Source organism: Flavobacterium sp. (assembly GCF_044371705.1).
Lineage (GTDB): Bacteria > Bacteroidota > Bacteroidia > Flavobacteriales > Flavobacteriaceae > Flavobacterium.
Genome location: NZ_JBILTE010000276.1, coordinates 1 through 2,549, shown reverse-complemented (window position 1 = coordinate 2,549; position 2,549 = coordinate 1). Strand labels below are relative to the sequence as shown.

2 protein-coding genes are annotated in these 2,549 nt (G+C 36.8%); both read right to left on the bottom strand.

Annotation, left to right across the window (positions count from 1 at the left end):
* Positions 1 to 669 (bottom strand): dihydroorotase family protein (locus ACIQ2S_RS12925; protein WP_396176648.1); only part of this gene is annotated, 669 nt, incomplete at its 3' end.
* Positions 666 to 2,549, bottom strand: a 1,884-nt coding sequence (locus tag ACIQ2S_RS12920; RefSeq protein WP_396176646.1) for a BatA and WFA domain-containing protein, incomplete at its 5' end; no start/stop codon positions are given. The genes ACIQ2S_RS12920 and ACIQ2S_RS12925, both read right to left, overlap by 4 nt.

Genomic DNA, 2,549 nt, shown 5'->3' with positions numbered 1-2,549 from the left:
AAGTAAGAATAAATTTCTGGCAACCATCAATTCTTCGGCTAAGGCGGGAATTCCCTTCAAACCTAATCTTGTGGAAGCAACACCTTCATTCGCAACTCCGTTTCCTTTGATTTTTTCGTCTTGGCAATAAGTGATAATCAATCCATCAAAATCCTGAACGTATTGCAATGCAATTTTTAAAACATTCGCATTGGTAATATTTTTGTTGTAATCGCCAAAAGCAATCGCACCTGCATTTTGCATATCAAATAATTCCGCCATATCCGCTCCTTCCGAGTTTTTGGTTAAAGCTCCAATGGGAAATAAGTCGATCGCGGCGTCCATCGAACGGTCAAGCACAAATGTAACTTGTGATTGATTGTCTACTACCGGTGCTGAATTCGGTTGCAAAGCCACACCTGTAAAACCACTTTTTGCAGCTACTCTCATGCCGTTTGCAATGGTTTCTCGCTCTTCAAACCCGGGTTCTCCAAAAGATACCGAGGTGTCAAACCAACCTTTGGAAACATGTAAGTTTTCAAATTTCAGTTCTTTGGTGTTTTTAGGCACTTGAAGGTTTTTGCCTATTTTTTCAATAGTATCTTCAGCAATCAGGATATCAACTACCTGATTGTGCAACGAATTGTTGGGGTCAATTATCTTGGCTTCTCGAATGACTAAGTGGTTCATTTGACAAATTTTTGAATAAGTAGTTCTAAAATTAAGAAAAGTAAAGTTAACCACACAAACCATTTCCAGATTTGTTGGTCGGTTCGTTCGGATTGCAGTTGATCAAAAACGGTTTCTACCGAATCAATTCGTTTATAATCCGCTAAAAGAGCACTGTTATCTTCGCTTAAATCACTTTCCGTTCGGTCGTAATTGAAGCTAATCGATTGCAGCGTTTCCTCCTTTTTCAATACATTGTAATTTCCGGCTTCTGTTGGCATTTCTCCAAAAGTTACTTTCACTTTGTTGTTGAGTAATTGTTGCGAAGGAATAAAAGAACCTTCTTCATTACCAATCGTTAGAATGTCATCTTTATTCAACTCCGCTTCCACAACAAAAATACTATTCTTACCAACAGGAAGTGCAATAACACCCGATTTAAAATTGTTTTGGGCCATGTTGTAAAAAGTCGGCACAATCAATGGTGAGTTCTGAAAATTTGAATTCTCTTTATTTATCGCTGCAGCGAAGACATAAACCGTTCCCAAATCATTTGAAACCGATGTTAAAAACGGATTTTGGTCCTCATAAATTAAAATAGCAGGACTACCTGATTTAAGTATGAAATTGCTTTTCGTAGTTGGATATTGGAAATTATCGATCTTCTTTTCAAAAACACCTTGATACAGCGGATGTGCAAAAGAAATAGCCGTTACATTCTTCACATTATTTTCTACAGTTCCCAATTGCACACTTCCTATTTGATTTAAGAAGGTATTGTAACTTAAAATATTCCCCGACGAAGAAGGAATCAGCACTACTTGACCACCTTTTTCAATAAATGATTTCAATGTGGTTTGCAACGCATTTGGAATTTCCGTCAATTCGTTTAAAACAATCGCATCTTGTTGATCAATGCTATTGTAATCCAATGTTTTGAGTTCGCTGTTGCTGTAATTGAATTCTGCTACACTATATATTTTTGAGAGATAATTGGCTTTTGCTGCTTCGCCAATACTCAACACATTTGCTTTTTTTGGTTTAAGGATACTGAAATAGTAGAAGTTGTCATACGGCAAACGATTGTCCTCAATAGACACATAACCATTAAAATCGGCATTCGGTATGGTGAGGTTGATACTTTTTTTGTTGGTGTCGAATTTTACTTGCGTTTTGGCAATCAGGTTTTTATTGTTGTAAAGAGCCACGGGAATTTCTTCTTCGAACGTGCCGTAAGCACTTAAATTGATGGTGATTTCGTAAAAATTATCCATGCGTTGACTGATGTAAACGCTATCCACAGACGCATTGTTTTTCTGTTCCGCTTTTGGCACAATAAAATAGGCATTCATTGTGCTGTCGATACTTTTCAATTGATTGCTTTTCAAACGTACAGCATCGGTTATTATAACTAAATCGCGGTTGAAACGTGTTTTCTTTGACTTAATTTTTGTGAGTACTTCGTCCAGTTGGAAAGGTGACGCACTGTATTTAAGGTTTTGTAATTCTTTTTGAATGGATTTAATATCGGTATTGTGATACGTTTCGCCATTGGTGATGAGTGTAAAATTTTGCGTTTCCGGAGTATTTTCCAGTAATTCCTGAACGGTACGCTTTAGTAATTCTCCTTTCTGACCTTTGGCTTGCATGGAAAAGGAATTGTCTAAAACAATGACCAATTCATTGGCTGAACTTTTATGGTCTTTTGCTTGAAAGAAGGGTTGAGCAAAGGCTAGAATTAAGCAGAGTAAAAGCAACAAACGGGTAAGCAGCAGCAACCATTTTTTAAGTTGCGAACTTTTACGTGTTTGAATGGAAAGTTCTTTCAGAAAGCGAACATTGGTAAAATATTCTTTTTTAAACCTTCGCAATTGAAACAAATGCACCAAAATAGGGATAAC